This window comes from Vibrio sp. 1CM2L (genome assembly GCF_023161695.1).
GTDB classification, from domain to species: domain Bacteria; phylum Pseudomonadota; class Gammaproteobacteria; order Enterobacterales; family Vibrionaceae; genus Vibrio; species Vibrio coralliirubri.
The window spans coordinates 215,988-233,795 of record NZ_JALNTT010000004.1 but is presented as its reverse complement, the minus strand read 5'-3'; the positions used below and the strand labels follow the sequence as shown (position 1 = coordinate 233,795).

16 protein-coding genes and 1 pseudogene are annotated in these 17,808 nt (G+C 39.1%); 13 read left to right on the top strand and 4 right to left on the bottom strand.

The features are described from left to right. A complete protein-coding gene (locus tag MSG34_RS15885; RefSeq protein WP_248338433.1) occupies window positions 1-1,791 on the top strand; it encodes an ATP-dependent helicase in 1,791 nt (596 codons plus the stop codon). A gap of 324 nt (window positions 1,792-2,115) precedes the next feature. Here MSG34_RS15885 and MSG34_RS15880 read toward each other — a convergent pair whose 3' ends face one another. After that, window positions 2,116-2,994: a DMT family transporter gene (locus MSG34_RS15880; RefSeq protein ID WP_248338431.1), complete on the bottom strand. Its 879-nt coding sequence runs from the start codon at window positions 2,992-2,994 to the stop codon at window positions 2,116-2,118. Between the two features lie 294 nt (window positions 2,995-3,288). Here MSG34_RS15880 and MSG34_RS15875 point away from each other — a divergent pair, with 294 nt between their 5' ends. Continuing rightward, window positions 3,289-3,474 carry a hypothetical protein gene (locus MSG34_RS15875; protein WP_248338429.1) on the top strand — a complete coding sequence of 62 codons (186 nt, stop codon included), beginning with the start codon at window positions 3,289-3,291 and terminating at the stop codon, window positions 3,472-3,474. A gap of 163 nt (window positions 3,475-3,637) precedes the next feature. On the opposite strand, the gene MSG34_RS15870 is transcribed toward MSG34_RS15875, so the two are convergent. After that, complete coding sequence (locus MSG34_RS15870; protein ID WP_086774172.1) at window positions 3,638-4,993, bottom strand: hypothetical protein; 1,356 nt, start codon at window positions 4,991-4,993, stop codon at window positions 3,638-3,640. A 606-nt stretch (window positions 4,994-5,599) separates the two neighbouring features. Between MSG34_RS15870 and MSG34_RS15865 the strand changes: the two genes are divergently transcribed. The 3 genes from MSG34_RS15865 to MSG34_RS15850 all read left to right on the top strand — a co-directional run bounded on the left by MSG34_RS15865 (window position 5,600) and on the right by MSG34_RS15850 (window position 8,232). Then, complete coding sequence (locus tag MSG34_RS15865; RefSeq protein WP_086774171.1) at window positions 5,600-6,424, top strand: hypothetical protein; 825 nt, start codon at window positions 5,600-5,602, stop codon at window positions 6,422-6,424. Window positions 6,425-6,665: 241 nt separating this feature from the next. Next, on the top strand, window positions 6,666-7,130 hold the full coding sequence (locus MSG34_RS15855) for an NIF family HAD-type phosphatase (RefSeq protein ID WP_017074778.1): 465 nt from the start codon (window positions 6,666-6,668) through the stop codon (window positions 7,128-7,130). A gap of 586 nt (window positions 7,131-7,716) precedes the next feature. Then, window positions 7,717-8,232: a hypothetical protein gene (locus tag MSG34_RS15850; protein ID WP_048617572.1), complete on the top strand. Its 516-nt coding sequence runs from the start codon at window positions 7,717-7,719 to the stop codon at window positions 8,230-8,232. A gap of 72 nt (window positions 8,233-8,304) precedes the next feature. On the opposite strand, the gene MSG34_RS15845 is transcribed toward MSG34_RS15850, so the two are convergent. Further along, window positions 8,305-9,228 (bottom strand): LysR family transcriptional regulator, encoded by a 924-nt coding sequence (locus tag MSG34_RS15845; protein ID WP_048606971.1) that lies wholly within the window; start codon window positions 9,226-9,228, stop codon window positions 8,305-8,307. A 148-nt stretch (window positions 9,229-9,376) separates the two neighbouring features. On the opposite strand from MSG34_RS15845, the gene MSG34_RS15840 reads away from it, so the two are divergent. The 6 genes and pseudogenes from MSG34_RS15840 (at window position 9,377) to MSG34_RS15815 (ending at window position 13,796) form a co-directional block, all read left to right on the top strand. Then, the gene (locus MSG34_RS15840; protein WP_086774170.1) at window positions 9,377-9,619 is read left to right on the top strand and encodes a DUF2798 domain-containing protein; all 243 of its coding nucleotides are present in this window, start codon (window positions 9,377-9,379) and stop codon (window positions 9,617-9,619) included. A 39-nt stretch (window positions 9,620-9,658) separates the two neighbouring features. Continuing rightward, window positions 9,659-10,210, top strand: coding sequence for a carboxymuconolactone decarboxylase family protein (locus MSG34_RS15835; RefSeq protein ID WP_086774169.1), 552 nt, complete (start codon window positions 9,659-9,661; stop codon window positions 10,208-10,210). 101 nt (window positions 10,211-10,311) lie between these two features. Then, window positions 10,312-10,895, top strand: a pseudogene (locus tag MSG34_RS15830) (tyrosine-type recombinase/integrase). Between the two features lie 1,368 nt (window positions 10,896-12,263). Next, complete coding sequence (locus MSG34_RS15825) at window positions 12,264-12,548, top strand: hypothetical protein (protein ID WP_248338427.1); 285 nt, start codon at window positions 12,264-12,266, stop codon at window positions 12,546-12,548. A gap of 152 nt (window positions 12,549-12,700) precedes the next feature. After that, the gene (locus MSG34_RS15820; RefSeq protein ID WP_248338425.1) at window positions 12,701-13,180 is read left to right on the top strand and encodes a hypothetical protein; all 480 of its coding nucleotides are present in this window, start codon (window positions 12,701-12,703) and stop codon (window positions 13,178-13,180) included. A gap of 166 nt (window positions 13,181-13,346) precedes the next feature. After that, window positions 13,347-13,796, top strand: coding sequence for a hypothetical protein (locus tag MSG34_RS15815; protein WP_248338423.1), 450 nt, complete (start codon window positions 13,347-13,349; stop codon window positions 13,794-13,796). A gap of 241 nt (window positions 13,797-14,037) precedes the next feature. Here MSG34_RS15815 and MSG34_RS15810 read toward each other — a convergent pair whose 3' ends face one another. Further along, entirely contained in the window at window positions 14,038-14,850 is an 813-nt protein-coding gene (locus tag MSG34_RS15810) for a hypothetical protein (protein WP_240698876.1), read from the bottom strand. 703 nt (window positions 14,851-15,553) lie between these two features. Here MSG34_RS15810 and MSG34_RS15805 point away from each other — a divergent pair. Together MSG34_RS15805 and MSG34_RS15800 are read left to right on the top strand one after the other, a co-directional pair. Next, a complete protein-coding gene (locus MSG34_RS15805; protein WP_248338421.1) occupies window positions 15,554-17,197 on the top strand; it encodes a DUF4041 domain-containing protein in 1,644 nt (547 codons plus the stop codon). After that, window positions 17,190-17,579 carry a hypothetical protein gene (locus tag MSG34_RS15800; RefSeq protein WP_248338419.1) on the top strand — a complete coding sequence of 130 codons (390 nt, stop codon included), beginning with the start codon at window positions 17,190-17,192 and terminating at the stop codon, window positions 17,577-17,579. Before MSG34_RS15805 ends, MSG34_RS15800 begins: the two co-directional genes overlap by 8 nt. The last annotated feature ends 229 nt before the right edge of the window (window positions 17,580-17,808 follow it).

Below are 17,808 nucleotides of genomic sequence, written 5' to 3'. Positions count from 1 at the left end.
ATGTTTGTGTGGGATGAGGAAGACCTAAACGATGAGCAAGTAGCAGCGATTAATGAGCCGAATAATGTGTTTTTGGTAGCATGTCCGGGAAGTGGTAAAACTCGGACTCTTACCTACAAAATTGCTCTTGAGCTTTCGAGGTTAGACACAATCAAAAAATGGGTCATTGCTATTACTTATACGCATAGAGCTGCTGATGAGATACGTGAGCGCATTGAAACTCTTGGTGTAGATACATCACAACTGTGGATAGGTACAATTCACGCATTTTGTTTAGAGTGGATATTGAAGCCATACAGTCTATACCATGACAAGCTTAAGCACGGATTTAAAATAATCAACTCTTATGACTCTGAAGAAATAATTTCCCGAATATGTTCTAACATACGTACCGAACGCATTTGTTATGGAGAGTCTAGTCATTACTATACACCAAGGGGTTTAGAGCTGACTTGCGCAGGAAATAAGACTTCACTGGTTAGGCAGGTATTAGGTGACTACCACCTTCATCTTGAAGACAATAGTCAGATCGATTTTGAGCAGATTCTATATTTTTCTTATGAGATATTGTCCAGTAATTCAGCGATCGCTAAGATAATAGCTAATCTATTCTCGTATGTTCTTATTGATGAGTATCAAGATACCAAAGAGATACAGTATTCAATTGTTGCTAACGTTATAAAAGCTAGCCGAGGTGGTGTAAAAACGTTCATTGTTGGAGACCCAAATCAAGCTATTTACGGTTCACTCGGGGGCTACGCAATAACACAACAGGAACTTGAGCAAATAACCGAAGTATCATTTACGCCAATGGCTTTAGATAAGAATTATAGAAGCTCAAGCAGGATTATTGATTACTACAGCAATTATAATGTTATTCCTAGCGCAACTGTTGCTGAAGGTAAGCATAAAGACCATCTGAGTGCTATTACTTATGATCAGGTTACTCATAAGGATTATTTAGTTGAGCAAGTTAGTAGGCATATTGAGCATAGTGTTGAGAATTTGGGTATCTTGGAAAAAGAGATTTGTGTTATAGCACCTTGGTGGATGCACTTGGCTGCGCTAACCCGTAACTTAGTAAACCGATTACCGCAATATAGCTTTGATGGTCCGGGTCTAGTTCCATTCTCAAGAGATATTGATAACTTTTGGTTTAAGCTGACTCAAATCATTCTAACAGAACCATCACCTAACATGTATGTTAAGCGTCTTCGGTGGGCATCTGATATCTTATTTGACATGGGGCTTGCACAGGTAGATGTCAACTCGATAACCTCAAAACAGCTACTTAAAGCCATTAACTCTATTTCAATAGATGAAGACGATGGTTTGACCTATCTACGTTCATTTTTTGATGAATTACTACATGCTCTGGGAATAGACTTTGCATTATATCCAATGTTAAAGGAACATCATGATTCATTCTTTAACAGTACACAAAATCGAATTGAACGTCTGAGGAGCGAAAATGCACTATTTTCTACAGATATAGAGGCATTTCGCAGAGCATTTAAACCTAGAACTGGTATTAAAGTGTCAACGATACATGGGGTAAAAGGTGGTGAATATGATGTCGTCATCTCCTTTGGTCTGCTACAAGGTTTAGTGCCAAATTTCAATGATTCTTCCGTTGAAAGTTCAAAGAAACTGTTATACGTGATAGGTTCTAGAGCTAGAAAAAATCTGCACCTTATTTCTGAAAAAGGAAGAATGTTTGGCTTTGGTCGATATAGAAGCGAGCGTCAGCCTACAGAAGTCCTGTGCAACTTAGCCTACACATACGATTAATGTATCGCCTTAAAACTAGATACTGCCATAACTCTAGATAGATAGGGCAATATCTAACTCGCAATCTATTTATTGGTGTTTTCAATACCTGAACTAATTCAGTAACTGCTAAATTAAGTGGTTGCTCTAAGTTATTTCTGTCCAAAGTCTTTATAGACCTTAAGTTTTACTCGTGCACTTTTCTCTCAAAGTGTTTGCTAGCTCAGATCTGCCCCAAAGTGTTTTACGCAAGTTTTTGTGCACTGCATTTAGTTTGTCGTTTGCCTTACTTTTCCTCATGACAAAAAACCTAGCTATGTCGCCAATTTTTCACTTCTACAGCAGTCATGATTTTTTAGAGCGGGTTAGATTAATAGCGACAAGCCCTGAAATAATAATGACAGTTCCAATTACATGGTACGTCTCAATATCTTCACCCAAGATTACATAACTCAATATGGCGGCAATCACAGGCATGAAATTCATTGATAGCGAAGATTTCAATGCACCAATCCTGTCGATCGCCTTTTTCCAGAGATAAGTAGAAATTATGGAAAGGAAGAATACGGCATAGACTATGAGTGGTATTGACTCCGTAGAGGGAATATATGACTCACTAGTAATTAGCATAAGGGGAAATAATAGCAATGAAGCAACAAATAGTTGGCAATATAGTAGTGTCCAACCTGACATTATGATGGGCTTCTTGTTGAGAACAATACCATATAGGGAGTAAGAGAATGTTCCGATTAGCATCAGGATATCCCCATTATTAAACTCTAAGTTCTGTAAAATTTTCATGTCCCCTTTAACGAGAACATAAATGACGCCAAGTAGTGATACTAACCCCCCAACATATTGACCCAAAGAGAGTCTAGTTTTTAGTATGACAATGCTCATTGCCAAAGTTACAGCAGGTATTAGAGAGTTAACTAATGACATATTGATGGGAGATGTATAGTGACCAGAGAAGTATGTCATGGATTGACTCAATCCCATCCCCAAAAAACCTAAATACAATAGAGTTAGGTAGTTTTTCTTAATGACATCAATGTTTTTTTTGATTTGAGGTAAACAAATAGGCGTTAAGACTAAGAATGCAAACATGCATCGGTAGAACGCAAGAGTAGCAGGCTCGATGACACCGACAGCCATCTTGCTAACAATGTAGCTTCCTGCCCATATAGCAACAGTGAAAAATGAAATTAAGTAGCCCGTGTACATTTATTTAAGCTCTAATCATGCTAGAAGTAGCCAGTTTACAAGTAATTAGGATGAATTACTGATTTAACTGTACTGGGTGAGCGAATTTGGCCAGCGATATGTAGACAGGTGGTATGCTTTTAGGTTTTAGGTTTTAGAAGTTATCCGAAAAATCAGAATGTCCTGAGCAATGTAACTCGGAATTGTCCAGAGATGTGATGGCGGGGTATGAAACACGAAAATGCCCCTTTCGAAGTTATCTAGCTTTTACTTATCAGTTCACAAAATCATCATTTGACTTATTTTTTCTCATGTATGTTTGATATAAGAAGAACTCCTGAAATAAAGGAGGCCAGAGAAAGATATGATGATGCTTGTAGTCATCATAAAGAAATAACAGAGCTTCGCCGAGCTGGAGCTGTGAGTTCTGAAGATTTGAAAGATGCGATAGATGATATGCGTAAAGCAGATAAAGAACTCAAAGAAGCAAAAAGAAATTAGATTATTGATTCACACTCGTACTGACAGCAACTCTATGTCGTTATTGTCCTTCATTAGATTTATGGGGTAATAAGCTAAATTGAAATTGCCCCATTGCGTATATGGAATCCAAGTATTTACAAAGTGGCAGATCTCGCCCCCATTTGACATACATTAGCTAGTACTACTTCTGCAATTTCCATAAGAAATAAAAATCATTATTTTTAGCCACACTGTCGGGTTGTAGTAGTTGGTTGAAATCCGTAGCAGAAGAAGAAAGAGCAGCTGTACCGCCTACAGTTGCAATCAAAGACGCCATATCCGTTGGTATTATTCCCAAGTACGATCCAACTGTGATTATGCCAGCGCCAAAGACAATGTTTTGGCGACCCTTGGATAAGTATTTCTCTTTATGAGCGCGTAAGTTTCGATCAATATGAGCTATTTCAGATCTTACAAGGTCAGCAAAGGCTTCTTCTTGCTCTTTGGCATTCAGTCCTTTAATTGTTCCAAGAAATTGTTTTGTACGCTCTCGGTAGATGTCAAAATACTCTTCATTAGCTTGTCTCAACTCAATAACAGTTTCAGGTGTAGTGTTTTCTGCCACCGTAAGATTATATTTAAATGGATTGGTTAATACTTCTGTGTTGATAGCGTTGACATTGATTTTGTTCAAGATATTGAACTGTAAGTCATCGTTAGTGAGGAGGTTTGTGCCATAAAACTTAGAGTGCCAATTGTGAAAAGTTATATCATCAAGCAGCGGTTCCAGTAGTAACTTCAAGATACCTTCATTACGTATGCCATCTGTGCTTATCTTGTACGGTAATCCTCGCATACGCATATCATCGATATACTTGCCTTTGTTCTCATATATATGAAGATACATCTCACGGTGTTCAATAAGGTTACTAGGCCCTTTTAGGATTAAATGGCCTTTATCAACACCATATTCATCATAACTAGCAGTCACTCTACTCAGAAAATGCTTTTCCAATGCATCGTACAATCGGCTTTCATTTCTATATAATTTGTCTTTGTATGGCTCTAGAACGTTATTAATGTAGTCATGGCAAAATGAATGAGTGCTGTTGGCATATTTAATAATCCCAACCTTGAAATAAGGGCATAAAGCTCGATATATCTTTAGGTTAGCTAGAAGCTCCACTCGAACTTTTGGTATCACACCGGATGATTGGCATATCTTGTAAAGAGACTCAAAAGGGTTTCTTAAGAACACCTCATCTGCATAGAGGGAGGTAAAGCTAAGCATTTGATCAATTTTTAATAACCGACAGTCAATGGAAGCACATGGGGTATCTAATCCACTTAAAGCCGAATTTGCTGTAAATGAGAAAGGACTTTCCTGAGAAGAACCTGTAGAAAAATAATATTTAGTTATCAAAAAAAGAGTTTCGATAAACTCGAATAATAACTCATCATCTGCATTTTCAATGGCTTCTTGCAAGGTAAGTTTCCCCCCTGACCATATATCAATAACATGGTCAAACTCACCGACAAAGTCATCAAAATCGAGCATTTCAAACCTTTATAAATCAGATGATTACAATTATCGTATTCTAGCAGTTGCACTTTGTTGTGCAAGTCTAGAACCTTTTCCATTCCTACACTTATCTGAACAGAGTTCAGTAGTGTAGTGCTTTAACTCTAGTTTGTTATGTCCCAAGACGTGGTGGCACACTTCTAAATCACCTTTGCCCAAAGTCGCCTTGGTTGTGGGTAGGGCAAACTGTCAGGTTAGAACGTAATCCCCTCAAAAAAACTATTAGTTGTATGAGGCATACACGTAACCAAAATTCATAAAAACACACCCCTGCAATAAAACACTTGATCATAACTGATTGATTTAAATAGAAATTCTACCAAAAATACTATTGACAAAAGCATCACTAGAAATGTAAATTATCGAAAATTCGCATATCAAAGAGGATTCCATGCTAGAAATTTTGCAGTTTATTACGAGCGGATTTTGGGTGTTCGTAGGTTGTACGTTGTTTTTCTGCTCGGGAGTTAGGTCCATCGGTTGGGCGTTAAACGCAATGCTGTTGGGGTGGCGAGGGATCAGATCTGATGACGTATTCTAGGTTAAGTTATTTAACGATTGATAGGACAAATAGTGAGACTTATGTATTTAACTGATTTACAAGAGGACGCAAAACTGACTCGACAATATGCTTCAGTACGGCTCGATGACGACTATCCTCAACAAAAAGATTGGCAAATAGCACTACAAAAGTTTTACTTTTCGATCAGCTATGAAGAAAGGCTTGATCTGTTCATAAAACTGAATGAACTCTATAAAAATGAAAAAAACATCGAGGAAATGGGGTTACTACGAAATGTGATAGATCTAAATATCCAATCAACCAGTGACATTGATTATTTCGATAATGAATGTGTATATCTTGTCGAACCCTCAAAAAATCAACAAATCGCGAGTCATGCTCTTTACAGACATCTCAGAAACAACAGTTCAGAGAGTTTCCAAAATCATTATCCAGATATCTCGTACGAGTTTAACTGTCAAACATCGATACTGAAAATCAGCCAACCGTTGTTGACCGTCTGTAGTCAGAGGAGAAATCAATTAACTCTCAATCTAGAAGGTTACATCGAAGGAAATTTAGTTCCAAATAACTTTAAATTTCAGATAGTTAACAAGGGAGAGGCTTATTTAAAACTGCCTGAATTTTTAACTAGGAGCGCCATTAATTCCACTGCCTTGATTAATGCACTGAGACTAGATCTGAGATCACCTTGTGATACTCACGCAGTATCGGAATTAGCAGGGGCAGATACTGAGATTAAAATGCTAATCCCGATCCATGATAGTAAGAAGAATCATGTTCCAAAACAGAATTTTCCTACTCGAATCTGTGATGTTAGCCTGAGTATCAAAAATCTCGAAAGAATAATTACATCGCTAATACATCGGAAAGAATTTGTTTAATTATTAATCATGAGGAGTAATTTGATGAGAGATGAATTGAATATGTTAATCCCTTTACTAGAAAGTTTCGAGTTGACGAATTCTGCATTTAGAGTAGTAGACCCAAGCTCACTGCCAGCTCATACGCTAGCTGCATTTGATGACTATATGGCAGGCTCAACTGTTCCCCACCCGATCTACGTATACAGCCACGACTACACTAGATTCTGCCTACTAGTACGCAGAGGTGAAATAGTGATAAATGAATAATGCAATTAAAATTATTGCGCTAGATCTTGAGGGTACATTAATCAGCAACGCAATAAGTCAAATTGCACGACCTCATTTGCACTTGTTCCTCGAAGGTTGCAAGGACATTACTGAACGAGTGGTAATGTACACGACAGTTAGTGAATCGCGATTTCGTCAGATAGCACGGCTCCTTGTTTCAGAGGGAGTTGCGCCCGATTGGTTTGCCTCAATGGAGTATGTTGAGTGGTCAAGCCGCAAGAAAAATCTAGCATTTATATGTAATTCGAATGTAGCAAAAACAGTTATCGTCGACGATGTGGAAGAATATATCGAAAAAAACCAGCGAAGCCGATGGGTCAGTATTAAGCAATTCGCAAGCCCATACCCTGATACCGACAGCCAATTGCTAGAGACTCTGGATGTACTGCGATCTTACAACACTGCTGGCTCACAAATACCGAAAAATCAAGGCTGATGGCACAGTGTAGTGGATGATTGATTTTGGACAATCAATAAGAGGGTTTGCACTTCCAATAATGGATAGTATTGTTAATTATCATTCATGGGTGTGAGTACTATCATCTTTTTACCCAAACAGGTGCATAACAAATAGTTTGAATCATGCACTTATTTATCTGAAATAGGACGCAACCAAGGTTTGGTCACCAAATCTTGGTTGCGTGAATTTTCGATTCAGAGCTTATAAATGACCCAAACTTTAGTGGCTTCGTAGATGACATACAATGCCTAGTAGTGCGGCTGTATTTACTCATCAAAATTCGGTAAAGAAAAGTCAATAAAACCTCGCAGTGAAATGACACTTAAATTGTTGTTTATAAATGGATTAAAGATCCTTCAATATACTCGTGTTGGGCATCTGGAGTACCCTCTACCAATGACTCCTAGCACACTTTTGCCCCAAAACGCTCTAGGAAGTAAATCCATATATAGATCAAGCTTTCATTTTTGCATGGATATCAATCGAAGTTGTCTATTTTTGAGCTTTAGAGTATTTCGTAGAATAGCGCCATCAACTTGCTAACACATAATGAAGGTTTCCTATGAGCACATCACAACTAATTCTTGAGCTATCTCTTATCGGCACAATGCTACTCGTTACGGGTGTTTTTTTGGTCCGTAGCTATGACAAAACCGATGGCGTAGGGACGAAAGTTCAAAAGATCTTAACGGGTCTTCTTGGTGCCTTTATGGTGATGGCGGGAACAGTAAAATTCTTTGACCCGTTTACGACTATGTTCGCAAAACAAATCGCACTGAGTGAACTGCCTTTCCCAACTTTGTCTCGTTGGGCGGGTCAATTAGGTGAGATTTTTGCAGGTTTACTGCTACTGGTGGTGATGATTGGTGATAAGGCGCTCGCAGCACCGATTAAAGATAAAGCGATGCAATTATCAACGCTATTAACGACCGCAATTATGATCGTCGCGGTGTATGTTCACCTATTGCCAAGTGTGCCGGCCGAAGTGCTACCGCTTCAGTCTAAACCACCGGTAATGACACTGATCATTCTTGGGTTAGCTTGGTTAAATGCATTCCTATATATTCGTAAAAAGTAATCGTTAAAGTTACAAAGTAAACGCCAGATTAGTTCGTCTAGTCTGGCGTTTTTCATTTCATAAATACAATAACTACGAGTTTCGCTCTGAGTGAATTGAAGCCAGAAACTCCGCCGATTGCCCAAACCGTTCAAAAATCATATCTCTAAAGGCAACCACTCTGGTCGCTATCAGCTTTCTGTCTGCCCACACCAAAAATGCTTTACCGGTTGGGTATTCAACGTCTGGCAATACCTCTATTAACTCTTTTCTTTCTGCATGCTTTTCAAAGGCTGCTCTTGGCATCATGCAGATCCCTGCTCCTGCTATTGTCGCATCAATATTTAAACGCAGGCTGCTGATTGAGTAACGAGGCTGATAGGGAATGCGGATCGCCTTGCCATCTTCTTTTAGCTCCCAATATGGCAAGTTATTACCTGAGAGTAGCTGATGGTTAATTAACTCTTCTGCTCGTTCTGGCTGACCATGTTTTTCGATATAGCTGGGTGATGCCGCTAGCATTAATGATGATTCAAACAACTGACGCTGTATTAAATGATTGGCATGAGGTGGGGTCGTCACAATCGCAAGGTCAATCTGCTCATCAAAGAAACGCTCTGTGCCTGCGCTAAATTGAATGGTGACGGTGACCTCTGGGTGAAGCTGCATAAACTCAATTGCCATCTTTTGCAGAAAATTATCAGCAAATGGCTCAGGGCAAGATACTCGGATTTCACCCGTTAATACGGGCTGACTATTCGAGAGCTGCGTCCATTCATCATTCAGCTGCATGAATAGGGCAGCGAAGCGCTGGTAATATTCGTCGCCAGCTGTCGTGAGCTGGAACTGTTTTGCATTACGATGTACCAGTTTTTCACCCAGTTTATCCTCAAGACTTGCTACCGCCCTTGATAACGTCGGGGCTGAAACGTGTGTTTTAAGGCTCGCTGCTGCAAAGCCACCGCACTCGACAGATTGGCAAAACAGATAAAGATTGGAGATGTCTTTTGCTTTCATAATTGATCGCTCTTGAGGATTACACTCTGAGTTAATCATTCAAATATGAAAGATTCAAGTTCAATGTTGTCTATTTTTGATTGTGATGGGCGGGGCTAATATAACCCCATCAGTTAGCCAATCGAAGTCAGGCATAAGAGAGTCAATCATGAAAAAGTTTTCACGTAAGTTCCAATACCCACTAATGGTTTCTATGGTTTTACCTACTATGCTTCTTAGCATGCCAGCCATCATGGTAGCGAAAACACTGCCAGAGCAAGGCGTATTCTTTGATGCATGGTTAAACGCAGTTTCAAAAATGGTGCCATCTGCACTGTTAATTTTAGCCCTTGTAGCACCAGCGGTTCGTCTGTTCGTAACCAAAGTGCTGCTAGAGCCAGAAGTAAAATAAGTCAGTAAAGTTAATAAGTTAGATAATAGGAAAGAGAAAATGAGCGAATTTAAACTACACACTGTTGAGTCAGCACCTGAGAAAAGCAAAGCAATCCTTGAAGGCGCACAAAAGCAAATGGGTATGGTTCCAAGCCTTTACGCTGTCATGGCTGAGTCTCCTCAAATCCTAACGGCTTACACTCAACTGCACCAGCAATTTACTAACACGTCATTTGATGCTGAAGAACTAACAGTTATATGGCAAACCATTAATGTTGAACATGAGTGCCACTACTGCGTCCCTGCACACACTGGTATTGCACATTCGATGAAAGTTGCCCCATCACTGACTGAAGCACTGCGTAACGATGAAGCGATGCCTACAGAAAAGCTTCAAGCACTAAAAGACTTCACTCTTGCGGTAGTGCGTGAGCGTGGCAACGTTTCAGAGGCAGGCCTTGAGGCATTCTTTGCAGCGGGTTACGGCCAGCAACAGGTACTGGAAGTGATCCTTGGTCTATCTCAGAAAGTGATCAGTAACTATGTAAACCACGTTGCTCACACACCAGTAGACAAAGTATTTGAGAAGTTTGCTTGGTCTAAAAAATAGTCCCACGAGCTAGATGTTATAGAGCGAACGAGTATGTTCGCTCTTTTTTCACAAAACTTCATATTTAGATGTCTGTTAACAACAGTACAACGAGGGAGCATATGGAGTGCAAGAAAACGGGTGTAAAAAAGCCATTTAGATTAGAGGAAATCTGGCGTATTAGGACTCGCTTAGAGCTCAGTAATAATCTGATGGAACTATCTCTTCTTAACCTTGCAATCGATAGCAAGCTACGTTCAAATGACCTCTTATCATTAAGGGTATCAGATGTTTCATCTAACTTCTTAGTATTCAACCGTGTCAATATGTTCAGAAAAAGACAGGCAATGACGTTCAGTTTGAAATCACTCAGAGAACACAGCAAACGCTGAGTCATTGGATTAAAGACCAAGAGCTTCAACCTAAAGATTACCTTTTTCCAAGCCCACGAAAGCCCCATCAATCTCTAAGCTATTCATATTACCGTCGAATTATTCGAAGTTGGGCACTTGCTTTAGGTCATAACCCTGATCTCTACGGAACTCATTCACTACGCCGAACTAAAGCGACATTGATTTACCAGAAGACTAAAAATATTCGAGCGATACAGCTTTTACTCGGGCATACCAAGATTGAAAACACCATCAAATATTTGGGTGTTGAGTTGGAGGACGCCCTTCGTTTATCCGAAGAAATTGAGAGCTGATTTATAAGGTATGAGTATCAAATGTTGATGCATCAGAGCTTTTTCCCTGTCTCGTTTTTGTCCAAAATCTTCATAATCTGAATTCTTACTCACGGTACTTTCTATCACGAAAATGACCCTTTCCCACTTAGTTCTTTTACTCATACACATGCTGTTAATGTGCGTTTGCTCTACCAAAACTTATCCATCCCTGTCGTGCTGATCGTTGTGGAACCCTCATGATGTAATACGGGGTGAAAGTTGAAATTTATAGATCCAATGCTAGCTCCTTGTTTATTCATTTAGTGACGTGAAAATAAAGAATTGCAGTTTTATTTCGGCGATAACGTCGATAAGTGGGTCAATTTTAAACTGGAGTTGACAGTAGTTCTGACTTTAATGTTGATCAGGATAGCTCAAGATAACGGATGACATGGAGTTAAATTCAGAGATAATCAAGCAGTCCAATCCTAAATAAATAAGTAACTGTGGTTGATTAGAAAGAGTGTGCTAGAAATTATTCATAGATCTGGCCATAAATGCTCGATGGAAACCACCCCAAATGCATAATGGAGGTGGCTCCAAATGCATAATGCGAGCAAATCAAACATCATTTAATTATTTAATAAACAATAGCTTAATCATTAGTTCGCTTCGAAGTTTCATTATGCTTTCTTTGGTGACTTTTATGAGTAAATACAGTAGTGCTACTAATGCACTAAATACCATCTTCGACGCTAATAAAATTTTGGGGGAATTGTCCCGTGGGTTCATGGGGCGTTTACGTTAGAGCGTCGTTTTGCCATTTCAAATCTCCGTGTGGTTAGAGACTTGATCTTAATATTTGTACTTGGCGATTAGAATATGGGGTTTATGACATGCTTACAAAGTAACTGACTAACTTATGTCCAGAGACCTGATGGCGGGGTATGAAACACGAAAATGCCCCAAAGCTTCTCAGAACCAGCGATTGAGACACCTACTCAGCACACCAATAGACCAAGTTAATCTAATCCGTACTTTGGTCTCTTATACGGAATCTTTTTGTAGTTTGCCCCGAAACTATATGTCGATTCACACTAAGGGTTGATACTTGTTGAGTTTCATAATCAATGGCAGCAACATCGATGGAATGCACAGATGAAAAAGTCCATCTATAAAGCGCTAGACAAACATGAGAGGTACCGAGGAAATATGAGCTGTTTTGAGTTTTGTAATTGCTCCTGTTGCGATACAGATGACAATTTCGATCGTATTTTGTCCACAGAGACCAATTTTGGCTTCAGTTTGTCTCAAATATCCAAATCTAATATTGGGTGGTTTACAGACGAAACAATCGCAGAGCATCAACTTAATCTCTGGAACATTCGGCAACAATCAGGTATCTATATGCTTTGGTATAAAAAGGATTACTGTGCCCAACATGATCGTTTTCACATGACATGCCTATATGTTGGCAAAGGGGGCATCAGCTCTCGATTGCGGTCTCATTGGAAAAAGAAAGATTTCAGCGATGAAGCTCTTATTTACTTCTCCTATTTTCCTTGCAGTAATCGTCAAGCGAAATACATCGAACAGTTGTTCTTAGATCTTTACGATTTTCCATTAAACAAGGTAGAGAACGACGGTGTCCTGAGCCTATGCCAACACTGGACACAGTGGGATGTTGACTAATTTATCTAACAAACAAGGAGTTTAAGGTGGATTCACAACGCTTGGCGGTTTAGGTTCAAGTCAGCTTAAGTGTCAAAGGTACAATGGTTTAGGTTTGGTGGTGGGCGTTGTTCACCACTCAACGCGGCGTTGATATGCAACAGGAGTAAATTTTGACATTTTTAGATATTATCGGTGGTATCGGCAGTGCTGCATCTATTTCCGGTTTCTCATTGAAAGATTTAGTTCCTTTCGTGAACGATCCTGACAAACGTGAGCTAGAAAGGTACTTTTCCTTTCTAGAGCAGCGTCTGGTTTTAGTCGCTCCTTTTGATCAAGAGGTCACTCAGGCTGTCATAAAAAGCCTTGAGTCAATCAAAGATGAAACAGAACAATGCCGATTAAACTTAAAGTCTGAAATGGCTCGTCATTTCTTACTTGAATTAGTAACAGCTTTGAGCAAAGAGTTGATGGTTTTATATAAGTTTCAAAGTTCTAGTAACGATTTTCTTTTCTATAAGACGCTTCAAGTAGTTAGAGTTAAGTTTGCTCGCGTCTTATGCTTGCTATGCGCTGCTCATAAGATTGACCTTTCTACAAAGCAAACAGCACTTGCAAGAATGGTTCTTGAACATGCATATCGACCACGATAAAAGTTACATACAAATTGCTTAAGAGTGACGGCCAACTTGTGGCATTTTTGGTTTAGTTAGTTTTAGTAGAGTTTAGTGTTTACGTGCCTTTGCTCAGGTTTCATTGTAGTTAACCGCACCGTAGCTAGGCTAGGCTAATAATCACATATTTAGAGCTAGAGGGATTATGGCTGACATAGTCGAAGAAATGGATATATATTATGAGACCCTCAATGAGCGTCCGGATCTTGGTTGGTTTCTACAAGGGCATATGGTTGTTGAGTTCATGCTTAGAAAGCGTTTAGGTGAGCGGAACCCTGAATTGACACATCAGCTACGCAAGGCTAGCTTTTTTAGTATTCTTAATGCAGCTCACAATAACGGTATTGTAAGTCAAAGTGCGTATGAAGTACTTAATCAAATCAACAGCATAAGAAACAAATATGCACATGAACTCAGCTATCGTCCTACATTGGAAGAATGGGTAAATCTGTGGGAGTCAGCTCAAAATGCATTTTGTGATATGACGGATGGTATTGAGCAGGGTTTAGCAGAACTAACGTCCGTTCAAAGACTTGAAGACGCAGATAGATTTAGTTTAAACGAACTTTTTGTTCAAATCTGTCATGACATTTGAACCATTAGCCTAACAAACGACTATGGTATGGCTTTGCCTTACTCAGAGTAATCCGCAAATAACTAAATTAGCAGATTCACTGACGCATTTCTGTCCAGAGGCTTCTCAGCGCGATCATCGTTAGCAAGGGGGGCACACTTTATAAGTTACGACCCAAAGTTCAAATAATGATATTCAGGTGGCCTTGATATACAAAAAGTAATAAACAGCAAAAGATAACAGTTGACCCTATTTGTCCCGACTATTCAGTTAGCATGAGCTTTGCTTTAAGAAAAGTAAGTTTGATGTCATCAGTTTTGGTGAACTTAAACTTACCGTCAGTAGAAGTGTTAAACCTTTCAAAATAGTATTCGAGTAGTGGATCGTATCTGTCACCGTGAACCCAAGTGTAGAACTTACCAAGTTCATAACGCAACTCTTTATCAAGGTCAGATCTTATTCTCAGTTCACTATCGTTTGCTAGGTCAACGATGTTCATTTCTTGAAGGTTCGTCTTAATCTCTTCAATCAGAGGTAGGAGGGATTCTTTATACTTATCAGCCAATGGTACAAGGTCAGCGTCAGTGACTTCCGCTTCAAATATCAGAATCAGATCGTTAATCTCCCCGTTATAGTAATCGTTATCTAATCGTTTTTCTGACTCAGTACGAAGAACATAGAGTTGTTCTAAAGGATCTGATTTAGTCTCAATCTTTTCTTTTGATAGTTCGTGTTGATACTCGACAAACAGCGTTTCAATCCTATCAGCAATAACATCAAGATACTCATATCGAATTCTGAGAAAGTCCAGAAGCTCATTGATATTGAGGCATAACGTTAAGTCCTCTGTACCCACATCTCGACTGTACAAATGAACACTCAAATCACCAGTGTTGAAATGACTTGGAAATGGCCAGCTTGCAAAACGCTTTGAATTTTCTTGATTCAGGTTTACTGGGTGAGCACCGAAACACGCCCTGATAGTTTTAAAATAATTATTATCATCTTCATTAGCGAAGAGGCGCTCTGCGAAGCATTTCTTTTCACCATAAAACGGATCTTTCTTATCGGTCATAAACACTCGATGGAGTTGTTTTATTGACTCGAAAATGAGGTCTATTGAAGAGATCAGAGAATAGACCTGCATACATCTACTATCTATGTTCTTGTCAAACTCAGGCGCATTTTCTAAGTGCCGAACAGAGACAGAGATCCAATCCATAGCAGAGCAAACGAGATTAAAAAGATTCTTACCACCTTTATCTTTGTATATTTGATATACAAAGCTAGAGTTTGAGTTAACTAAGTCTCGAAACTCACTGATTTTATCGTCACTAACAACGTTTCTCACTCTCTAATTGCCTTCTAACTAATTGAAAATATTATGAAGAATGGCAAGGATGATAGTGATAGTTTTTCAATTCTTCAACTTCTTCATTGATTTGAAGTGATACGCTGGGTTTAGTCACTTAGTTAGATTTGAGCGATGACGACCTCTAGCCAGTTGTATTGCTAGACATTATCCGAAGACAAATAGAAGAACTGAACCTCGAAGTAACTTTTGTCCTAGAACGTGCTGATGGTGATCACAGCTGATGCTGATCTAGGTAAACACTCCTTTGCCCCATTCTAAGCTAGAACTGTTTTGTACTTCATTTCTATACGAGGTTATTTGACCTTTTTTTCCATATGCAACAAAGTATCTATAAATTTGGTGGGTGTTCAGTCGGTTCTTTACCAAGTTAATCAATACATCACATATCTAGGTTTGAAAAACAATGTTTGGATTAGTTAAAAAGTCCCTCTTGATGGATGCCCAAGCTAACGTTACTGAGCTTGAAAAACAGTTAAGTGAAGCGAAAGAAGAATTGTCGAGTATTCAAAAAATTTTAGCCTCCCCTGAATATATGAAGGCTACAAATTTAATGAAGCTCGAAGAGGAGTTGCTCGTACTTAGAGCCACTTGTCATGACGTTAGAGTTCAGTGCGAGAAAGACCGAGAGGCTGCCAAAGAGCACCTTGCTGATATAGAAAAACAGTGTGCACTCGTATTACAAGAGAATGAGAATTCTATAGGACTAGCAAAGTCAGAATTAGCTGAAGAAATTGAGAATGCACATAGACAAAAAGACCTAATTCTGACTGAAGCTAAATCTGATCGTGAAAAAGTTCTTAGTAACGCGGAAGCTGAAGCCCACGCCATCGTCGATAAAGCAACGACTCGCGCAGATAAAGCACTAGCGGATGTTGAGAAAAAAATTGAAACAGGAGAAACCCGCGAAAAGGTACTTTCTAACAGTATTGAGAAGCTCCGAGAAGAGTTGCGTGACTTGGAGTTAACTAAAGAGAATCAAGATGTGCTTGCCACAGTGACGCCATTTGAGCATCTTCTCGATGGGCCGACAAGCGATGAAATTAAGGTATCGTTGCAACAAGTAAAAAATGAACAGAAGAATATAATAGTTAACAGTCAAGCATATATCATAAAACAAGACTTTTATTCGAATGCTGCGTTGACAGTAAAGCAAGAGATAAAAAGGCGTAGTGGTATTCAAAATAGGCAAGGAAAGTTTCTAGTCGCCACATTTAACGCTGAGGTTGATCACATTATTTCACTTACGACAGCAAGAAATTTTGTATCAAACACAAGAAGGATTGAAAAATGCTTCAACAAAGTAAATAAACATGGCGAAGACTTATATGTAGTACTTGATAGAACTCTACTATTTTTGCGTCTGGAAGAGCAGCGCCATGCCTTTGAATATAAGTATAAAAAGGAAATGGAGTTGGAAGAGCAACGATTCATGAAAGAATCTCTCCGTGAAGAAGCTAAAGTTAAAAAAGAGATAGAAAGCTTTGTTACAGCTCGTGAAAAGGAAGAAAAAACTTTCCAAAAAGATTTGAGTGATGCTCTAGCCAGAGTTCAAACAGCGAACCAAGAAGAAGTAGAAAAGCTTAACTCTCATATCGAAGAGCTGAAGCTTAAGTTGGAACGTGCGACTTCAGAGAAAGAGCGAGTGCTAAGTATGGCTCAGCTCACAAGGTCAGGATATGTTTATGTTATCTCAAATAAGGGATCGTTTGGTGAAAATGTGTACAAGATTGGAATGACACGACGTTTAGAGCCGATGGATCGTGTGAAGGAATTGGGAGATGCATCTGTTCCGTTCTTTTTTGATGTCCATGCCCTTATAGCATCTGATGATGCCCCAGCACTAGAAAACAAACTCCATTCTAAGTTTGCATCTCGAAGAGTCAACAAAGTCAATCACCGAAGAGAGTTCTTTAACCTGACTTTTGAAGAAGTTGAAGAGGCTTTAAATGAGCTTGTTGAAGGTGACTTTAACTTGGTTCGGGATGTTGTTGCTATGCAGTATGAAGAGTCTAAGTTTTTAGAAGAAAGGGAAGCGGTTAATGGCTAGTATAATAAATGACCTAAAGCGCATTCAACGAGTATCCTCCGTTGTAACAAGAGCTACTGAGCGCTGTTTTCCTAACGCAGAAGTCTCGCGAGTAATGTGCGAATATAGTTATGGAGAGTTTTCCATTGACCTGTCTGCTAAAGTTTTGGACTATCACGATATTGATGCGGATATTTGCTGTGTTAATGCTGAGAAATGTACATCAATGTTTATCGAAAGTATCTTAAACTTGGTAGATAGGCTCATTAGAAGACTAGAGAAAGAAGAAAAAGAGTTCCGAAGTGATTTAAAGGAGTATGGTGAGGCGTTCTCAGAAAGCCCAGCAGCGCACCTATCTTCTGCATTGATGTTCAAACAGATTGTAGCTGGAATTAAACCGTGAATAATCACTGGTAAGGTTTTACCTAGATTGTTTCTCGTGGAATCGAGTAACACGAAGCTGCCCCAAAGTGTGTTAGTGAAACCAAAATACAAGTTTTAACAGTGCTTTTTGACAGACTTTACTAATTGGAGAATCTATTAAAGTGTCTATCCTTTTGTCATTAAACTGATCAAGGTTTGCCCAGCAGTAAAACGAATGTGCTCAGATAGTTGTTTTTTAGCATCCGTTG

Excerpts from the sequence above, each read along its gene's own strand:
- MSG34_RS15885 (WP_248338433.1), top strand. The coding sequence starts at position 1 with ATGTTTGTGTGGGATGAGGAAGACCTAAACGATGAGCAAGTAGCAGCG.
- MSG34_RS15880 (WP_248338431.1), bottom strand. The coding sequence starts at position 2,994 with ATGTACACGGGCTACTTAATTTCATTTTTCACTGTTGCTATATGGGCA.
- MSG34_RS15875 (WP_248338429.1), top strand. The coding sequence starts at position 3,289 with ATGTTTGATATAAGAAGAACTCCTGAAATAAAGGAGGCCAGAGAAAGA.
- MSG34_RS15870 (WP_086774172.1), bottom strand. The coding sequence starts at position 4,993 with ATGCTCGATTTTGATGACTTTGTCGGTGAGTTTGACCATGTTATTGAT.
- MSG34_RS15865 (WP_086774171.1), top strand. The coding sequence starts at position 5,600 with ATGTATTTAACTGATTTACAAGAGGACGCAAAACTGACTCGACAATAT.
- MSG34_RS15855 (WP_017074778.1), top strand. The coding sequence starts at position 6,666 with ATGAATAATGCAATTAAAATTATTGCGCTAGATCTTGAGGGTACATTA.
- MSG34_RS15850 (WP_048617572.1), top strand. The coding sequence starts at position 7,717 with ATGAGCACATCACAACTAATTCTTGAGCTATCTCTTATCGGCACAATG.
- MSG34_RS15845 (WP_048606971.1), bottom strand. The coding sequence starts at position 9,228 with ATGAAAGCAAAAGACATCTCCAATCTTTATCTGTTTTGCCAATCTGTC.
- MSG34_RS15840 (WP_086774170.1), top strand. The coding sequence starts at position 9,377 with ATGAAAAAGTTTTCACGTAAGTTCCAATACCCACTAATGGTTTCTATG.
- MSG34_RS15835 (WP_086774169.1), top strand. The coding sequence starts at position 9,659 with ATGAGCGAATTTAAACTACACACTGTTGAGTCAGCACCTGAGAAAAGC.
- MSG34_RS15825 (WP_248338427.1), top strand. The coding sequence starts at position 12,264 with ATGCTTTGGTATAAAAAGGATTACTGTGCCCAACATGATCGTTTTCAC.
- MSG34_RS15815 (WP_248338423.1), top strand. The coding sequence starts at position 13,347 with ATGGCTGACATAGTCGAAGAAATGGATATATATTATGAGACCCTCAAT.
- MSG34_RS15810 (WP_240698876.1), bottom strand. The coding sequence starts at position 14,850 with ATGACCGATAAGAAAGATCCGTTTTATGGTGAAAAGAAATGCTTCGCA.
- MSG34_RS15805 (WP_248338421.1), top strand. The coding sequence starts at position 15,554 with ATGTTTGGATTAGTTAAAAAGTCCCTCTTGATGGATGCCCAAGCTAAC.
- MSG34_RS15800 (WP_248338419.1), top strand. The coding sequence starts at position 17,190 with ATGGCTAGTATAATAAATGACCTAAAGCGCATTCAACGAGTATCCTCC.